The organism is Thiobacillus denitrificans (genome assembly GCF_001530125.1).
Lineage (GTDB): Bacteria > Pseudomonadota > Gammaproteobacteria > Burkholderiales > Thiobacillaceae > Thiobacillus > Thiobacillus denitrificans_C.
This window is the reverse complement of the sequence record NZ_LDUG01000002.1, coordinates 77,599-92,847: the sequence shown is the minus strand read 5'-3', so window position 1 is coordinate 92,847 and position 15,249 is coordinate 77,599. Positions and strand designations below refer to the sequence as shown.

15 protein-coding genes are annotated in these 15,249 nt (G+C 64.6%); 7 read left to right on the top strand and 8 right to left on the bottom strand.

The genetic code is table 11. The annotated features are described in order from the left end of the window. Window positions 1–25: 25 nt before the first annotated feature. The gene (locus ABW22_RS00485) at window positions 26–1,270 is read right to left on the bottom strand and encodes a nitronate monooxygenase (protein WP_059750841.1); all 1,245 of its coding nucleotides are present in this window, start codon (window positions 1,268–1,270) and stop codon (window positions 26–28) included. A gap of 304 nt (window positions 1,271–1,574) precedes the next feature. Between ABW22_RS00485 and ABW22_RS00480 the strand changes: the two genes are divergently transcribed. From ABW22_RS00480 to ABW22_RS00470, 3 genes are all read left to right on the top strand, one after another. Next, entirely contained in the window at window positions 1,575–2,246 is a 672-nt protein-coding gene (locus ABW22_RS00480; protein ID WP_202813884.1) for a methyltransferase domain-containing protein, read from the top strand. A gap of 242 nt (window positions 2,247–2,488) precedes the next feature. After that, the gene (locus ABW22_RS00475) at window positions 2,489–3,967 is read left to right on the top strand and encodes a SulP family inorganic anion transporter (RefSeq protein ID WP_059750839.1); all 1,479 of its coding nucleotides are present in this window, start codon (window positions 2,489–2,491) and stop codon (window positions 3,965–3,967) included. 14 nt (window positions 3,968–3,981) lie between these two features. After that, the gene (locus ABW22_RS00470; RefSeq protein ID WP_059750836.1) at window positions 3,982–4,833 is read left to right on the top strand and encodes a universal stress protein; all 852 of its coding nucleotides are present in this window, start codon (window positions 3,982–3,984) and stop codon (window positions 4,831–4,833) included. A 19-nt stretch (window positions 4,834–4,852) separates the two neighbouring features. Here ABW22_RS00470 and ABW22_RS00465 read toward each other — a convergent pair whose 3' ends face one another. The 3 genes from ABW22_RS00465 to ABW22_RS00455 all read right to left on the bottom strand — a co-directional run bounded on the left by ABW22_RS00465 (window position 4,853) and on the right by ABW22_RS00455 (window position 7,147). Next, on the bottom strand, window positions 4,853–6,133 hold the full coding sequence (locus ABW22_RS00465) for a hypothetical protein (protein ID WP_059750834.1): 1,281 nt from the start codon (window positions 6,131–6,133) through the stop codon (window positions 4,853–4,855). A 199-nt stretch (window positions 6,134–6,332) separates the two neighbouring features. Then, window positions 6,333–6,575: a DUF2249 domain-containing protein gene (locus ABW22_RS00460; protein WP_059750833.1), complete on the bottom strand. Its 243-nt coding sequence runs from the start codon at window positions 6,573–6,575 to the stop codon at window positions 6,333–6,335. 131 nt (window positions 6,576–6,706) lie between these two features. Next, complete coding sequence (locus tag ABW22_RS00455) at window positions 6,707–7,147, bottom strand: hemerythrin domain-containing protein (RefSeq protein ID WP_059750831.1); 441 nt, start codon at window positions 7,145–7,147, stop codon at window positions 6,707–6,709. 133 nt (window positions 7,148–7,280) lie between these two features. Between ABW22_RS00455 and ABW22_RS00450 the strand changes: the two genes are divergently transcribed. From ABW22_RS00450 to ABW22_RS00440, 3 genes are read left to right on the top strand one after another with little or no spacing between them, the layout of a single operon-like run. After that, a complete protein-coding gene (locus ABW22_RS00450) occupies window positions 7,281–9,326 on the top strand; it encodes a ribonucleoside triphosphate reductase (protein WP_269083882.1) in 2,046 nt (681 codons plus the stop codon). 16 nt (window positions 9,327–9,342) lie between these two features. Then, window positions 9,343–9,531: an anaerobic ribonucleoside-triphosphate reductase gene (nrdD, locus tag ABW22_RS18215; protein WP_082708329.1), complete on the top strand. Its 189-nt coding sequence runs from the start codon at window positions 9,343–9,345 to the stop codon at window positions 9,529–9,531. A gap of 39 nt (window positions 9,532–9,570) precedes the next feature. Further along, window positions 9,571–10,263, top strand: a complete 693-nt coding sequence (locus tag ABW22_RS00440; protein WP_059750825.1) for an anaerobic ribonucleoside-triphosphate reductase activating protein — start codon at window positions 9,571–9,573, stop codon at window positions 10,261–10,263. Window positions 10,264–10,384: 121 nt separating this feature from the next. Here ABW22_RS00440 and ABW22_RS00435 read toward each other — a convergent pair whose 3' ends face one another. From ABW22_RS00435 to glyA, 4 genes are all read right to left on the bottom strand, one after another. After that, on the bottom strand, window positions 10,385–11,146 hold the full coding sequence (locus tag ABW22_RS00435; protein WP_059750823.1) for a class I SAM-dependent methyltransferase: 762 nt from the start codon (window positions 11,144–11,146) through the stop codon (window positions 10,385–10,387). Continuing rightward, a complete protein-coding gene (ribD, locus tag ABW22_RS00430) occupies window positions 11,143–12,234 on the bottom strand; it encodes a bifunctional diaminohydroxyphosphoribosylaminopyrimidine deaminase/5-amino-6-(5-phosphoribosylamino)uracil reductase RibD (RefSeq protein ID WP_059750822.1) in 1,092 nt (363 codons plus the stop codon). The genes ABW22_RS00435 and ribD overlap by 4 nt, the downstream gene beginning before the upstream one ends. Then, on the bottom strand, window positions 12,235–12,684 hold the full coding sequence (gene nrdR / locus ABW22_RS00425) for a transcriptional regulator NrdR (protein WP_059750820.1): 450 nt from the start codon (window positions 12,682–12,684) through the stop codon (window positions 12,235–12,237). It abuts the gene before it with no gap. Window positions 12,685–12,801: 117 nt separating this feature from the next. Next, window positions 12,802–14,046 carry a serine hydroxymethyltransferase gene (gene glyA, locus ABW22_RS00420; RefSeq protein ID WP_059750818.1) on the bottom strand — a complete coding sequence of 415 codons (1,245 nt, stop codon included), beginning with the start codon at window positions 14,044–14,046 and terminating at the stop codon, window positions 12,802–12,804. A 90-nt stretch (window positions 14,047–14,136) separates the two neighbouring features. Here glyA and ABW22_RS00415 point away from each other — a divergent pair, with 90 nt between their 5' ends. Further along, complete coding sequence (locus ABW22_RS00415) at window positions 14,137–15,222, top strand: TRAP transporter substrate-binding protein (protein WP_059750817.1); 1,086 nt, start codon at window positions 14,137–14,139, stop codon at window positions 15,220–15,222. Window positions 15,223–15,249 lie beyond the last annotated feature (27 nt).

Sequence of the window (15,249 nt, the reverse complement as noted above, 5' to 3'; positions counted from 1 at the left end):
CCGCTGCCGCGGGGGAAACGGCCGCTCAGTCCGGCAGCGCGATTTTCTGGTCGGTGCTGAACTGGTAGTCATGAAACACCTGCTCCGCGCTGAGAATCTGATAGCTGCCGTCCGGCAGGCGCCGGGTGGTGTCCTTGAGGCGGTAGGTGTAGTGGCCGCAGGTCCAGCAGTCGAAGTTGCGCATGTGCGTGCAGAGGCAGGTCTTGTCCTTGACCGAGACCTTCTTGGCGCCCGGGTGCAGTTCCACCTCGCGGTTGTAGGCGTCGATGTAGGCGCAGTTGCCCTTGGCGTCGAGCAGGTAGCCGTAGGCCTCGCAGTTGGGGCGGATGCCGGCGCCGATCGCCGGGCTGCTCTTGAGCATGCGCATCGGGTAGCCGGTTGGCGAGATGGTGTTGACCTCGATGTCGTCCTCGCTCGCCTTGAAGTATTCCTGCTTGATCTTGTCCGGCAGACCGCATTCCTTGGTGACGGTGAAGCGTGTGGCCACCTGCACCGCGGCCACCCCCTGTTCGAGGAAGGCGGCGGCATCGCTGCCGGTGAAAATGCCGCCAGCGGCGATCACCGGAATGTCGAGGTGTTCGGCTTTGAGAAACGCCAGCACTTCGGTAACGAGGGTGGCGAGGTCGTACTTCGCCCAGTCCATGCCGAAGCCGAGGTGGCCGCCTGCGAGCGGCCCTTCCACCACGACATAGTCCGGCAGGCGTTGCAGCCGCGCGCTCTTGCGCAGGAACATCGCGAGCGCGCGCGACGAGGAAACGATAATGCCGAGCTTGGCGTCGCGAAAGCGCGGATGGTCTTCCATCAGCGCGAACGAGCCGAGGTGCAGGCCGGCGGAGAGCGTGATGCCGTCGATGCCGGCGTCGAGCGCGGCACTGAGGCGCATGCGCAGCGTTTCCCGCGGCAGGTTCATGGTGAGCTTCTCCATGCAGTTGATGAAGATCATGCCGTCGCCGCGCTTGGCCTCCATGGTCCTGCCCACATGGTTGCGCGTGGCCTCTTCGAGCACGGCGAGGTTGAAGTGCACGTCGGACTTGTCGCTGCTGGCGACGTTGGCCTTGTATTTCTTCAGCTTCTCGCTGACAAATTTGGTGTCGTAGCGCCGGTCGGATACGGTCTGCACCATGGCGTCGGAAATGTGGCCGATGCCGCCGAGCCGTGCCACTTCGAGCGCCAGTTCGGCGGTCGAGATGTCCACCCCCATGCCGCCGATGACGATCGGCACCAGTTCTCGTTTGCCGAAGCGCAGGCGGAAATCATCCACTCGTTTCATACTGATCCTTGCGATTGCTGTAAGCGGTCTTGACCGGTGCGGCATGCCCTTGATGCCGTGGTGCGGCGGAACGATCTTGGATACGCGCTTCAGGCCTGCGGTGTGGCGACAAGGCTTGGAGTCACTCACCCACGCGCACCGTGTCGTAAGAACCGGATTGTACCCAATCGCCCCATGGTGTCGGTAAGATTCGGGTCGTGAGCGACCTCAGAATCAGGAGACGAATCATGCTGACAGTGAATCAGAATCAAACCTGCCGGGCGCGTGCCGCGAACAACTGCGGCCTGGCGCGTCGCCCGGCGCATTGAAGCCCGCATTCGATTCCGCGCCGTGGGTGGCCGACCACGGTGATGCCGCCGGCTTGCCGACGCCCTTGCATGAGGCACGCCTGGCCGCGATCACCCATGCCCTGCTCGCCAGCGGTGCGCGCAGCGTGCTCGACCTGGGCTGCGGCGAGGGGGTGTTGATGGCCAAACTTGCCGCTCAGGCGCAATTTGGCCGCATCGTCGGCATCGACATTTCGGTTGCTGCGCTTCACGCGGCACGCGATGCGTTGCGCCTGGACCCGCTCGCCCCAGCGGGGCGCGTCCAGGTGGTGCACGCATCATTCACCGACGTCGACCCCCAACTGCGCGGATTCGACGCGGCCGTCATGCTCGAGACGATCGAGCACGTTGACCCGGGCCGGCTCAGCCTGGTTGAACGTGCGGTGTTCGGCTGCTATCGGCCCCGCACCGTGTTGATCACGACCCCGAACCAGGAATACAACGTGGTGCACGGCATGAATCCGGGGGCATTCCGCCACCCGGATCATCGCTTCGAGTGGGACCGCCCCAAATTCCGCCGCTGGGCCTGTGGTGTTGCGGCGCGCCATGCTTATGCCGTTGCGTTCCACGATATCGGTGAGTGCCACCCGACACGCGGTGCCTCGACCCAGATGGCCAGCTTCACACTTGATGCTGATTCGATGGCCTAGCTCGGTTGGGTAGATCATTGCTGGACAGGGAATGGTTGATGACGGGATAATTGTGGGCTGTCAACGCCAATATCGAGCGACCCGGCCGTCCAATGTAATTCCCTTCACGCAGCCCCGCCTGTCGTTTTTTCGTGCCGATGCGCTGCATCGGCACGGTTCGTCGCACCCCACAACTTTCTGTATGGCCACGCCCGTCTTCTGGCTGGAGATGGCCAGCATTGCGTTTTTTGACTGGCAGCAGAATGATCAACTCAATCCGACAAAACTGGTTCTCCAACATTCGCGGCGATCTCCTGGCCGGCATCGTGGTCGCCCTCGCCCTGATCCCCGAAGCGATCGCCTTTTCGGTCATCGCCGGGGTCGACCCCAAGGTGGGGCTGTATGCCTCGTTCTGCATCGCGGTGGTGATCGCCTTCGTCGGCGGCCGCGCCGGCATGATCTCGGCCGCCACCGGCGCCATGGCGCTCTTGATGGTCACCCTGGTCAAGGACCACGGCCTGCAATACCTGCTGGCGGCCACGCTGCTGACCGGCGTGCTGCAGATCGGTGCCGGTTACCTCAAGCTGGGCTCGCTGATGCGTTTCGTCTCGCGCTCGGTGGTCACCGGTTTCGTCAACGCGCTGGCGATCCTGATCTTCATGGCACAGCTGCCCGAGCTGACCAACGTGACCTGGCACGTCTACGCCATGACCGCAGGCGGCCTAGCGATCATCTATCTGTTCCCGTATGTCACCCGGGCGATTCCCTCGCCGCTGGTGACCATCGTCGTGCTGACCGGGCTGGCGATGTTCCTGAACCTGGACATCCGCACCGTGAGCGACATGGGCGAGCTGCCGGACACCCTGCCGATCTTCCTCTGGCCCGAAGTGCCGCTCACCTTCGAGACCCTGGCGATCATCTTCCCGTACTCGCTATCGCTGGCGGTGGTGGGCCTGCTCGAGTCGATGATGACCGCCACCATCATCGACGACCTCACCGACACGACCAGCGACAAGAACCGCGAATGCAAGGGCCAGGGCATCGCCAACATCGCCTCCGGCCTGATCGGCGGCATGGCGGGATGCGCGATGATTGGCCAGTCGGTGATCAACGTGAAGTCCGGCGGCCGCACTCGCCTGTCCACCTTCGCAGCGGGCGCGTTTCTGCTGCTGATGGTGGTGTTCCTCGGCGAATGGGTCGCGCAGATCCCGATGGCGGCGCTGGTGGCGGTGATGATCATGGTCTCCATCGGCACCTTCAGCTGGGTTTCGCTGACCAACCTGAAAAAGCATCCCACCAGCACCAGTGTCGTGATGGTCACCACGGTGGTCGTGGTGGTCGCCACGCACAACCTGGCCTATGGCGTCTTCGTCGGCGTGCTGCTGGCGGCGATATTCTTCGCCAACAAGGTGGCGCAGTACAAGCACGTCAACTCGACCCTGAGCGAGGACGGCCTCAGCCGCACCTACAAGGTGGTGGGCCAGGTGTTCTTCGCCTCGGCCGACAAGTTCGTCGACTTCTTCGATTTCAGGGAAGCCATCGACAAGGTGACGATCGACCTGTGCCAGGCGCATTTCTGGGACATCACCGCCGTCGCTGGACTGGACAAGGTGGTGCTGAAGTTCCGCCGCGAAGGCACCGAGGTCGAGGTCATCGGCCTCAACGAGGCCAGCAGCACGATCGTCGACCGCTTTGCCGTGCACGATAAGCCGGGTGCTGTCGATAATCTGATGGGTCACTAAGGGAGACAACGACGATGACACACGTAATCGCATGTATTGACGGTTCCAGCATTACCCTCGCGGTGTGCGACTACGCCGCCTGGGCCAGCCGGAAAATGGACGCCCCGCTGGAGTTCCTGCACGTGCTGGGCAAATCGGAATACCCCGTCCCCGCCGACCTCAGCGGCAATATCGGGCTGGGCAGCCGCGAACACCTGCTGCAGGAGTTGGCCGAACTCGACGAAAAGCGCGGCAAGCTGGCGCTGGAACAGGGCTGGCTCATGCTCAACGAGGCCAAAGCGCGTGCCATGGCCGATGGCGTAGTCAGCCCGACCAGCCGCCAGCGTCACGGCGAACTGGTCGACACCCTGATCGAGTTCGAACACGACATCCGCCTGCTGGTGATGGGGCGCCAGGGCGAACACGGCGACAGTGCCGGCGAGCATATCGGCAGCCACCTGGAAAACGTGGTGCGCACCCTGCACCGTCCCATCCTGGTCATCCCCACCGACTACAGCGAGCCGCAGCGCATCCTGGTCGCCTTCGATGACAGCGCCACCACCCGCAAGGCGGTTGAGATGGTTGCGCGCAGCCCGCTGTTTCGCGGCCTGCCCTGCCATGTGGTGATGGTCGGCGCCGACAAGGCAGAGGCCCGCGAGCAGCTGGACTGGGCGCGAACGACGCTGGAAGAGTCCGGATTCGAGGTGACCGCAAGCATTCATGCCGGCCAGGTCGAAGAAGTGCTGTGCGGCTACCGCACCGAGCACGCCATCGACCTGATCGTGATGGGTGCCTACGGTCATTCCAAGATTCGCGAGTTTCTGGTCGGCAGCACCACCACCCAACTGATCCGCCAGGCCAAACTGCCGTTGCTGCTGTTGCGTTAAGTCGGCGCCGGAATGGCAGTCAGGAAAAGCGCCCGCCATGACGGGAAAAACGCCGCACCGCCGACAGCAGATTGACCCACAGCAGCAGTGCGGACAGCGCTAGCACACTGCCTGCCGTAATCGCCAGTTGCGGCCACAGCGTGGCGCCAGTGAGCAGCGCGCAGGCGGCGAGGTGGAGGCGGAACTGCCAGCGTGTCCAGCGTTCCGCAATCATGTCCTTCATGGTGGGGATGCTGCCCGCGCGCGCCTGCAGCTGTGCCTGCAGATGAAACCAGGCGAGGAAGGGCACGATCTTGTAGAGCATGCCGCTCACTACGCTCACCGCGAAGCCGCCGATGAACAGCACCCCCAGCAGCAAGGGATAGGCGTTGCTGCCTGCCCACGTCGACCAGAGCTGCGCCACCAGCCAGACCGCCACGCAGGCGATCAGGCTGGCCATGCCGAGGCGCCAATAATCGAGGGTGACGTCGGGCAGCTTTCTGCGGCGGCGCGCTTGCAGGCGCAGGGTGGCGAGGGCAAACAGCAGGATGCCGCCGGCGAGGCCGGCATCGACGATGGGTGCGGCGGCCGGGAACAATAGCAGCACGGCGGCGTGGAGCAGCAGCAGCGTGAACAGCGCGCCGGCCAGCCAGCGGCTCATCCGCGGCGGATAGGGCGGCGTGATCTGGAACATCGGCACCACCTGGTAGGCCACGCCGATCACCAGCAGCAGCACCCAGCCGAGCAGGCCGAAGGTGGCGTGTGCGGCGATCGCGGTCTCGACCGCGGGCGGCATCCACCAGCCGGCGCGCAGCAGCGCAAGCGCCAGGCCGAGCAGCAGGGTGACGGCCAGGCTCAACACCGCGAACCGAATGCCGTTGACCGTGACGCCGGCCACGGCGTGCGCGAGGCTGATCGATGCCGCCGCGAGAAAGACCGCGAAACCGCCACCGAGCAGGGCGATGCCGATGCCGTAAGCGGCCGGCGCGGCCGTCAGGAAACCCGCCATCAAGGCGACACTTCCCAGCGTGAGTGAAACGTGACTGAACCAAGCAACGAAGCGGGGCGCAGGCAGGGACGCACCCGCCACCACCGGCAGCATCTGCAGCAATGCACCCAGCATCACCATGGCGAGGAAGCCCAGCGTCAGCGCGTGGGTAACGGCGAGTGCCGGCGGCGTCCAGCGCGAGGCCAGCGCCTCGGGGTCCCACACGATCAGGCCCGCGGCGGCCAGCAGAAACAGCGGGGCGGTGAGAAAGAACCGCAGCGGCAGCGCAAATGGCGGCGCCTGTTCGAAGGAGAGACCGGCTTGCTGGCTCATTGCGCGGCCCGCTTTATCTTGCAACCACAGTGCATTCACCACAGAGGCACAGAGGCACAGAGGCACAGAGGCACAGAGAAACAATCGGTTGCAGGAAGGCGTGCCATCGCCAAACCGGTGCATGATGCGTACAGGACTTTCCGGGACTTTTTCCTTGCTTTTCAACTCTGTGCCTCTGTGTCTCTGTGGTTAATTGCTTTTATTGGTCTTCGCCTGACGGGCGGATCAGGATGACGTGGCTGCCGTCGGCTTCCATCCGCGTGGCGTGGCGATAGCCCCATTCGGCGAGGATGGCGTAGAGCGGAAACGGTTCGCGGTGCAGCAGCAGCCGGATCGACTGGCCGGGGCGCAGCAGGGCCAGCGTCTGCAAGACCTTTTCCATCGGCTCCGGCGGTTCCAGCCCGCGCGCGTCGACGAGGATTTCGTTAGTCGGTTTGGGCATCACGTTTGCCCCCTCTCCCGCAAGCGGGGGATAACCAGCGACTTGCCCGCTTGCGGGCTTAGTCGAATGGCTAGTAGTTCCATCAGGGTTGGGGTGGGGGAGCGAAGCCATCGGTTTGGGCATGCGAATCGCTACGGGGAAACGGCTTCCATTGCGCGGATCAGGTCGTCGCGCTCGCCGCCCAGCACCTGGTCGGACATGGGATAGAGCATGTTCTCCTCCTTCAGGTTGTGCTGCTGCATCAGCATGTTGAGCGTTTCCGACAGGCCGAGATAGCGGCCGTGATTGGCATCGGCCACGGCGTTGGCCATTTCCTGCAGCAGGCCGCGAATCTGCTCGTGCTCCATGCGCATGACCTGGGTCGGCCCCATGCTGTTGCCGGTGCGGGCTTCGAAGGCAGGGAACAGCACCTTTTCCTCCATCGCCAGGTGGTGCGCCATCGCCGCCTGAAAACGCTCGAACAGGCTGCGCGCGCTGTCCCAGTTATTTTGCGCCACGGCGTCTTCGGCGGAGGCGAACAAATCGTCGCATGCGCGGTGATCGCCGCCCAGAAAATCCACAATCGTGCTCATCGCTTTCCACCGTGTTTGCTGAGATCAGAGTGTATCAGGACAAGCGAACCTTAAAATCACCTTGATATTTTATCTACATGTTGTATGGTTGATTGGCGGTCAGCACAAAATGTAGATAAACGAGGAGATGACGATGGCAGACGTGGGGATGGGGTGTGTGGTGTCGATGTTGCCGCGCGAGGTGGTCAAGCGCGACGGCCAGCGGGCGGATTTCGATGCGGGGAAGATCCGCTCGGCGCTGTTGCGCGCGGGGCAGGCCACAGGAGAATTTGGTGAGGCCGAATTCGGCGAAGCCGAGGCGGATCGTCTGACCGTCCAGGTGACGAAGGTGCTGATCCACAGCTTCCGCGGTTCGCCCCCGGACATCGAGCGCATCCAGGATGTGGTCGAGCAGAGCCTGATCGCGGCCAACCACCTCGCCACCGCGCGCGCCTATATCGTTTATCGCGAGACGCACAAAAAGCTGCGCCAGGACCGCAAGACGGTGGTGGATGTGGAAGCGTCGATCAACGAATACCTGTCGCGCCAGGACTGGCGGGTTAACGCCAACGCCAACCAGGGCTATTCGCTGGGCGGGCTGATTCTCAACGTCTCGGGCAAGGTGGTGGCCAACTACTGGCTCAACCACGTCTATGCGCCCGAACTGGGCGAAGCGCATCGCGAGGGCGCGCTCCACGTCCACGATCTCGACATGCTGGCGGGCTACTGCGCCGGCTGGTCGCTGCGCACCCTGCTGCACGAAGGCTTGAACGGCGTGCCGGGCAAGGTCGAGGCGGGCCCGCCCAAGCACATGTCCTCCGCGGTCGGCCAGATCGTCAACTTCCTCGGCACGCTGCAGAACGAATGGGCCGGCGCGCAGGCCTTCTCCTCGTTCGACACCTACATGGCGCCTTTCATCCGCAACGACGGCATGCGCTACGAAGAGGTGCGCCAGTGCATCCAGGAACTGATCTACAACCTCAACGTGCCGTCGCGCTGGGGCACCCAGACGCCGTTCACCAACCTCACCTTCGACTGGACCTGTCCGGAAGACCTGCGCGAACAGGTGCCGGTGATCGGCGGCAAGGAAATGCCCTTCACCTACAGCGATCTGCAGGTCGAGATGGACATGATCAACCGCGCCTACATCGAGGTGATGACCGCCGGCGACGCCAAGGGACGGGTGTTCACTTTCCCCATCCCCACCTACAACATGACGCCGGATTTCCCCTGGGAATCGGAAAACGCCGAGCGGCTATTCGCCATGACCGCGCGCTACGGGTTGCCGTACTTCCAGAACTTCATCAATTCCGAGATGAAGCCGAACCACATCCGCTCGATGTGCTGCCGCCTGCAGCTCGATCTGCGCGAATTGCTGAAGCGCGGCAACGGCCTGTTCGGCTCGGCCGAGCAGACCGGTTCGGTCGGCGTGGTGACGGTCAATTGCGCGCGCCTGGGCTATGAGTACGAGGGCGACGAAGCCGGCCTGCTGCGCCGCCTCGATGCGCTGCTCGACATGGCGAAGAACGGCCTCGAGATCAAGCGCAAGGAAATCCAGCGGCTGATGGATAACGGCCTGTTCCCCTACACCAAGCGCTATCTCGGCACGCTGCGCAATCACTTCTCGACCATCGGCGTCAACGGCGTCAACGAGATGATCCGCAACTTCACCGATGACGAGCACGACATCACCTCCGAGTGGGGCCACGCCTTCGCGGTGCGGCTGCTCGACCACATCCGCGGCCGCATCGCCGCGTTCCAGGAAGAAACGGGCCACATGTACAACCTGGAAGCCACCCCGGCCGAGGGCACCACCTACCGCTTCGCCAAGGAGGACGTCAAGCGCTACCCGGACATCCTGCAGGCGGGCACCGAGGACGCGCCGTACTACACCAACTCGACACAGCTGCCGGTGGGCTTTACCGACGACGCCTTTGAAGCGCTGGAGTTGCAGGACGACCTGCAGCGCAAGTACACCGGCGGCACCGTGCTGCACCTCTACATGTCGGAGAATATTTCCTCGACCGAGGCCTGCCGCAATCTGGTGCGCCGCGCGCTGGAACGTTTCCACCTGCCCTACATCACCATCACGCCGACCTTTTCAATTTGCCCCAAACACGGCTACCTCGCCGGCGAGCACGAATTCTGCCCCACGTGCGACGAGGAAGCCCTGTCCCGTAAACGCGCTGTTAACGCCTGACCCCAAGGAGACTGAAATGAATGACATGACTGTTCCGACCCAAGCCCTGACCGCTGCTGCGCTGAAGGACGAGGAGCGCACCCGCTGCGAAGTGTGGACCCGCGTGATGGGCTATCACCGTCCGGTGACGAGCTTCAACAAGGGCAAGAAGAGCGAGCATCGCGAGCGGCGTCACTTCGTCGAGAGCCGCTGCTGCATGGGCTGACCCTGCTGCGCCCACGACCATGACGCCCCACCAATTCCCATGACGCTACGCGTGGGCGGCCTGACGCCGCTTTCCACCACCGACTGGCCCGGCATGCTGGCCGCGGTGGTGTTCTGCCAGGGCTGTCCCTGGCGCTGCGGCTATTGCCACAATCCCGGCCTGATTCCCGCGCGCGGCGACAACGAAACCCCCTGGGAAGAAGTGCTGGCCTTCCTGCGCCGCCGCCAGGGACTGCTCGACGGCGTGGTGTTTTCCGGTGGCGAGCCGACCGCGCAGGCGGGCCTGCTGGACGCGATGCGCGAGGTGCGCGCGCTCGGATTCAAGATCGGCCTGCATAGCGGCGGCATGGTTCCGCAGCGGCTGGCGGCGGTGCTGCCGCTGGTCGACTGGGTGGGGCTGGACGTGAAGGCGCCGTTTGCGGATTACCCGCGCGTCACCGGCGTGGCCGGCAGCGGCGAGCGAGCACACGCCGGTCTGCTGGAAGTGCTGGCGTCAGGCGTTGCGCATGAAGTTCGCACCACGGTGCATCCGGCGCTCTTGGCCGATGCGGAAGTGGTCGGTCTCGCGCACGATCTGGCCGCGCGCGGGGTGAAGCATTACGTTATCCAGGCTTTCCGCAGCCAGGGGTGTCAGGATGCGGCCTTGTGTCAGAACGCGACACGCGAGCGGCCCCTGCAGGACATGGGCGGGGAACTGGCCGGGTTGTTCGGGGGATTTTCGGTGCGCGCGTAAGCTACTGGAAACGCAAATAAATTCAAATTCTGTGTGCCTGTCATTGCGAGCGCAGCGCGGCAATCCAGAAATGCCGCTTGACCAATACGCTGGATTGCCGCGCTGCGCTCGCAATGACGAATTAATCAGCATTTCCCTGGCGCCTGCCGACGCGCAGGAACAGCGGCCACTGCAGTTTTCGCGCCGTTTCGGGATCGCCCCAACCGGGCGAAAGTTCGGCCATCAGCGCCGGCAAGGGATCGCCTCCCCGCGCGACCCGGTAGCGCTTCACCGCCGACCAGGTGGAGAGATAGTCCATCAGCCGCGGCAGGGTCCACTCGACCTCGATCGCAAAAGCCTGCGGCTGGATTTCGACAAACGGGAAATCCAGGCTGCGGTAGGCGCCGTCGATCAGCGCGCGCTCGGGCGGCCAGTACGGGCCGACGGTTTCGGCATAGAAACGCTGGAGCAGCGCATCCATCTCACCCGGCAGAACCATGCGTCCGTAGCCCCACAGGGCGATCGCGCCGCCCGGCTTCAGTACGCGCGCGGCTTCGGCATAAAAACGCGGCAGCTCGAACCAGTGCGCCGCCTGCGCGACGGTGACGAGGTCGGCGCTGCAGTCGGCGAGGCCGCTGGCTTCGGCAGGCGCGACCCGATAATCAATGAGCGGATGCGGCTCGGCGTGACGGACCTGCTCGGCGGAAGCATCGGTGGCGACGACGCGGTGGAAATGCGGCGCCAGTCCCAGCGCCGCCTGGCCGCTGCCGGTGGCGCAATCCCAGGCGAGGTCCCGTTCGGCGCACCGGCCGGCAAGCCAGGTGAACAGCGCGGCGGGATAGTCGGGGCGATAGGCGGCATAGCGGTCGGACGCCGACGAGAAGTGATCCTTGAATTCGCTCAAGTGGGCAGCAGCGTCAGCCGCAGGTCGCCGCCGATCTGGCGCACGTCGGCCAATTTGAATCGTGCAGCGTCGGCCAGCGTCGTAAGCGGCGGTTGCGTGAACAGCCCGCGCGCGTCGTCGCCCACCGCCAGCGGCGCCATGTAGGCCACCCATTCGTCGACCAGCCCGGCGGCGAGCAACGCGCCGTTCAGCGCAGCGCCGGCTTCGACGTGCAGTTCGTTGACGCCGCGCTGCGCCAGCAGCGCCAGCAGGGCGGCGAGGTCGACCCGGCCATCTGCGCCGGGCAGTTCGATCACCTCGGCCCCCGCCTGTTCGAGTTCGGCACGAAGGTGAGGGTCGGCGTGGTGGCAGGCGATGAGCGCGGGCAGGATCGCCGCGTCCACAGGCGTGCGCAATGCGGAATCGACGATGACTCTGAGCGGCGGGCGGCCGATGTCGAAATCGCGCACGTTCATCCGCGGGTTGTCGGCCAGTACGGTGCCGCTGCCGGTGAGGAGGGCGCAGGCGCGCGCGCGCAGCGTCTGCACGTCGGCGCGCGCCGCCTCGCCGGTGATCCACTGCGAGGCGCCGTTGGCGAGCGCGGTCTTGCCGTCCAGCGTCGACGCGGTCTTGAGCCGCAGCCACGGGCGTTGGCGCGTCATGCGCGAGATAAAGCCGGGATTGAGCGCGCGCGCCTCGGCCTCCATCAGCCCGACTTCGGCCTCGATGCCGGCCAGCGTCAGCATGGAAATGCCGCCGCCTGCGACCAAAGGATTGGGGTCGGTCATCGCCGCCACCACGCGACCCACGCCGGCCTGAATCAGCGCCTCGGCACACGGTGGGGTGCGGCCATGGTGCGAGCAGGGCTCCAGCGTGACGTACACCGTCGCGCCGCGTGCGGCGTCACCCGCGGCTTTCAGCGCATGGACTTCAGCGTGCGGGGTGCCGGCCCGCGCATGCCAGCCTTCGCCGACGACGCGGCCGTCCCTGACGATGACGCAGCCGACGCGCGGATTGGGGCTGGTGGTGTAAAGCCCGCGCGCCGCAAGCTGCAGCGCACGCGCCATGTGGGCATGGTCGGCGGCGCTGAAGCGGGCGGCGCTGGACATTTATTGGTCGATGTCGCGGATGACGTCGCGGAAGTCCTCGACGTCCTGGAAACTGCGGTAGACCGAGGCGAAGCGGATGTAGGCGACCTTGTCGAGCTTCTTCAGTTCGGTCATCACCAGTTCGCCCACTTCGCGCGCGGGCACTTCGCGCTCGCCCAGCGTCAGCAGACGCTGGCGGATGCGGTCGACCGCGGCGTCGACCAGCTCGGTCGAAACCGGTCGCTTGTGCAGCGCGCGGCGAAATCCTTCGCGCAGCTTGAGCTCTGAAAAATCTTCGCGGGTGCCGTTGGTCTTGACGATCTGCGGCGGCCGCAGCTCGGCGGTTTCCCAAGTGGTGAAGCGCTTGTCGCATTGCGCGCAGCGGCGGCGGCGGCGAATCGCATCGCCCGCCTCATTGACGCGCGAGTCGATGACCTGGGTGTCCATGGAACCGCAGAAGGGACACTTCATTGGGGGGCGGAGAGTCGAGAGCGGAGAGTCGAGAGTGCGGGGTGGATAGCGATGAGCCGAAAGTCGTGAGCCTCGTGATGAAAAGCTCTCGACTCTCGACTCTCGGCTCTCAGCACCTCACCCATACACCGGAAACTTCGCCGTCAGCTTCGCCACTGCGCCCTTGACCCGTTCGATCACCGCCTCATCGGTCGGCGCGTCGAGGACGTCGGCGATCAGGTGCGCGAGCTGTTCGGCTTCGAGTTCCTTGAAGCCGCGCGTGGTCATCGCCGGGGTGCCGATACGGATGCCGCTGGTGACGAAAGGCTTTTGCGGGTCGTTGGGGATGGAATTCTTGTTGGCCGTGATGTGGGCGCGGCCGAGCAGGGCTTCGGCTTCCTTGCCGGTGAGCTTTTTGGGCTGCAGGTCGACCAGGAACATGTGGCTTTCGGTGCGGCCGGAGATGATGCGCAGGCCGCGTTCGACCAGCACCTTGCACATCACCAGCGCGTTGGCGATCACCTGTTCCTGGTAGTGTTTGAATTCCTTGGTCGACGCTTCCTTGAATGCCACCGCCTTGCCGGCGATGACATGCATCAGCGGGCCGCCCTGCAGGCCGGGGAAGATCGCCGAGTTGATCGCCTTTTCGTGCTCGGCGCGCATCAGGATGATGCCGCCGCGCGGGCCGCGCAGGGTCTTGTGAGTGGTCGAGGTCACCACGTCGGCGTGCGGCACCGGGTTGGGGTAGACGCCCGCGGCGATGAGGCCGGCGTAGTGCGCCATGTCGACCATGAAGATGGCGCCGATTTCCTTGGCGATCCTGGCGAAGCGTTCGAAGTCGATGCGCAGCGCGTAGGCCGAGGCGCCGGCGATGATCAGCTTGGGCTTGTGCTCGCGCGCAAGCGCTTCCATCTTGTCGTAGTCGATTTCTTCTTTTTCATTGAGGCCGTAGGCGACCGCGTTGAACCACTTGCCGGACATGTTGAGTGCCATGCCGTGGGTGAGGTGGCCGCCTTCGGCGAGGCTCATGCCCATGATGGTGTCGCCGGGCTTGAGGAAAGCCATGAACACCGCCTGGTTGGCCTGCGAGCCGGAGTTGGCCTGCACGTTGGCGGCTTCGGCGCCGAACAGCGCCTTGACGCGGTCAATGGCCAATTGTTCGACGATATCCACGTATTCGCAGCCGCCGTAGTAGCGCTTGCCGGGGTAGCCTTCGGCGTACTTGTTGGTGAGCTGCGAGCCCTGCGCTTCCATCACCGCCGGGCTGGTGTAGTTTTCCGATGCGATCAGCTCGATGTGATCCTGCTGGCGCAGGTCTTCTTTCTGGATCGCTGCCCACAGGTCGGGATCGGTCTTGGCGAGGGTGTCTTGGCGGTTGAACATGGCTGTCGGCAGGGCTGGAAAAGGCAGAATTTTAACACGCGGCGCTTTGCTCTTGCGGCTCGTATAATCGGGCAAAACCGGAGCAAATCCATGCAAAGACGTGATTTCCTGGCGGGCGCAGGCGTCGCCGCCATGCTGCCGCTGGCGGCGCAGGCAGCGCCCCCGGAATTGAACCAGTTGCCCGCCATCCGCTGGCGGCTGGCGTCAAGCTTCCCGAAAAGCCTCGACATCATCTACGGCGCAGCCGAAACCCTGTCCAAACGGGTGGCGGCGCTCACCGGCGGCAAATTCAAGATCCGCGTCTTCGCCGGCGGCGAATTGGTGCCCGGCTTGCAGGTGCTCGACGCGGTCGGCAACGGCACCGCCGAATGCGGCCACTCGGCGGGCTACTACTACGTCGGCAAGAACCTCGCGCTGGCCTTCGACACCGCCATGCCGTTCGGCTTGACGGCGCGCCAGCAGAATGCGTGGATGTACGCCGGCGGCGGCATCGAGGCGCTGCGCGCGCTCTACGCCAAATACAACGTGTTGCAGTTTCCCGGCGGCAACACCGGCACCCAGATGGGCGGCTGGTTCAGAAAACCGATCAAGTCGATGGCCGATTTGCGCGGCCTGAAAATGCGCATCCCCGGCATCGGCGGCCAGATCATGGCCAAGCTCGGCGCGGTGCCGCAGACCCTACCCGGCGGCGACATCTACCCCGCGCTGGAACGCGGCGCGCTCGACGCTGCCGAATGGGTCGGGCCCTACGACGACGAGAAGCTCGGCTTCCACAAGATCGCCAAGCACTACTACTATCCCGGCTGGTGGGAAGGCGGGCCGCAGCTGAGTTTCTACGTCAACCAGGTCAGCTGGAAAGCGCTGCCCGAGCAGTATCGCCAGGCCTTCGAAGTCGCCACCGCCGAGGCCAACCAGTTGATGCTGGCGCAATACGACGCCAAGAATCCCCCCGCGCTGCTGCGCCTGGCCGGGCAGGGCGTCAAGCTGCATCCCTTCCCCAAGGATGTGATGCTCGCCGCGCGCCGCGCCACCTTCGAGCTGTACGAGGCAGAAGCCAAGACCAACCCCGACTTCGCCGCCATCTACCGCCCCTGGAAGCTGTTCCGCGACACCCAGTTCCAGTGGTTCAAGGTCGCCGAAGCGGCGTATAGCAACTTCAATTACTACGTAAAATGATTGGCACCAAGCTCGTCAATCAGGATC

Excerpts from the sequence above, each read along its gene's own strand:
- ABW22_RS00485 (WP_059750841.1), bottom strand. The coding sequence starts at position 1,270 with ATGAAACGAGTGGATGATTTCCGCCTGCGCTTCGGCAAACGAGAACTG.
- ABW22_RS00475 (WP_059750839.1), top strand. The coding sequence starts at position 2,489 with ATGATCAACTCAATCCGACAAAACTGGTTCTCCAACATTCGCGGCGAT.
- ABW22_RS00470 (WP_059750836.1), top strand. The coding sequence starts at position 3,982 with ATGACACACGTAATCGCATGTATTGACGGTTCCAGCATTACCCTCGCG.
- ABW22_RS00465 (WP_059750834.1), bottom strand. The coding sequence starts at position 6,133 with ATGAGCCAGCAAGCCGGTCTCTCCTTCGAACAGGCGCCGCCATTTGCG.
- ABW22_RS00460 (WP_059750833.1), bottom strand. The coding sequence starts at position 6,575 with ATGCCCAAACCGACTAACGAAATCCTCGTCGACGCGCGCGGGCTGGAA.
- ABW22_RS00455 (WP_059750831.1), bottom strand. The coding sequence starts at position 7,147 with ATGAGCACGATTGTGGATTTTCTGGGCGGCGATCACCGCGCATGCGAC.
- ABW22_RS00450 (WP_269083882.1), top strand. The coding sequence starts at position 7,281 with ATGGCAGACGTGGGGATGGGGTGTGTGGTGTCGATGTTGCCGCGCGAG.
- nrdD (WP_082708329.1), top strand. The coding sequence starts at position 9,343 with ATGAATGACATGACTGTTCCGACCCAAGCCCTGACCGCTGCTGCGCTG.
- ABW22_RS00440 (WP_059750825.1), top strand. The coding sequence starts at position 9,571 with ATGACGCTACGCGTGGGCGGCCTGACGCCGCTTTCCACCACCGACTGG.
- ribD (WP_059750822.1), bottom strand. The coding sequence starts at position 12,234 with ATGTCCAGCGCCGCCCGCTTCAGCGCCGCCGACCATGCCCACATGGCG.
- nrdR (WP_059750820.1), bottom strand. The coding sequence starts at position 12,684 with ATGAAGTGTCCCTTCTGCGGTTCCATGGACACCCAGGTCATCGACTCG.
- glyA (WP_059750818.1), bottom strand. The coding sequence starts at position 14,046 with ATGTTCAACCGCCAAGACACCCTCGCCAAGACCGATCCCGACCTGTGG.
- ABW22_RS00415 (WP_059750817.1), top strand. The coding sequence starts at position 14,137 with ATGCAAAGACGTGATTTCCTGGCGGGCGCAGGCGTCGCCGCCATGCTG.